General features: G+C 58.7%; 1 protein-coding gene. It reads right to left on the bottom strand.

Going from position 1 to position 882, the window contains the following annotated elements; all coding sequences use genetic code 11:
* Nucleotides 1-52: 52 nt before the first annotated feature.
* Entirely contained in the window at nucleotides 53-817 is a 765-nt protein-coding gene (locus tag MBENS4_RS23705; RefSeq protein ID WP_039396915.1) for an IS6 family transposase, read from the bottom strand.
* Between the last annotated feature and the right edge of the window lie 65 nt (nucleotides 818-882).

Below are 882 nucleotides of genomic sequence, written 5' to 3'. Positions count from 1 at the left end.
GGCTCTGTTGCAAACATGGGGGACGGCCGAGCGGCGTCTCCCTGTTGGGGGATCAGGCAGCATTGGCGAAATGCTGATTGAGCATGTCCATGACCTCGGTGATGGCCGAGGGGCCAATGCCAAATGATCTTTCGATTAGACGCACCTCTCCCCTGATCCCTGGCTGCAGGCACCATGCCCGGGCCTGCCCTTTGCGCAGGGCGCGCATGACCTCGAAGCCCTTGATCGTGGCGTAGGCTGATGGCATCGATTTGAAACCACGCACGGGCTTGATCAACATCTTAAGCTTGCCATGGTCGGCCTCGAGCACATTGTTCAGGTATTTTACCTGCCGGTGTTCGGTTTCAGGGGCAAGCTTCCCTTCTCGTTTCAACTCGGCGATTGCGGCGCCGTAGCTTGGTGCCTTGTCGGTGTTGAGTTTCGTTGGCTTCTCCCAGTCCTTCAGCCCGCGAAGGGCTTTGCCCAGAAAGCGCTTTGCGGCTTTGGCGCTGCGGGTCGACGAAAGGAAGAAGTCGATCGTGTCGCCCCGTTTGTCGACCGCCCGGTACAAGTAGGTCCATTTGCCCCGAACCTTGACGTAGGTCTCATCCAGACGCCAGCTCGGATCAAAGCCGCGCCGCCAGAACCAGCGCAACCGCTTCTCCATCTCCGGCGCATAGCGCTGCACCCAGCGATAGAGGGTCGTGTGATCGACATCGATGCCACGTTCCGCCAGCATTTCCTCGAGATCACGGTAGCTGATGCCGTACCGGCAGTACCAGCGGACCGCCCATAAGATGACTTCTCCGGTAAAATGCCGCCCTTTGAAATCGTCCATCACAACCGACCTTACCAATCCAACAGCCCGACCTTGGCAACCGCATCAGAGTTTGCAACAGAGCC

Source organism: Novosphingobium sp. MBES04 (assembly GCF_000813185.1).
GTDB classification, from domain to species: Bacteria; Pseudomonadota; Alphaproteobacteria; order Sphingomonadales; family Sphingomonadaceae; genus Novosphingobium; species Novosphingobium decolorationis.
The sequence above is the reverse complement of the archived record's forward strand: the minus strand, read 5'-3'. Positions and strand labels throughout refer to the sequence as shown.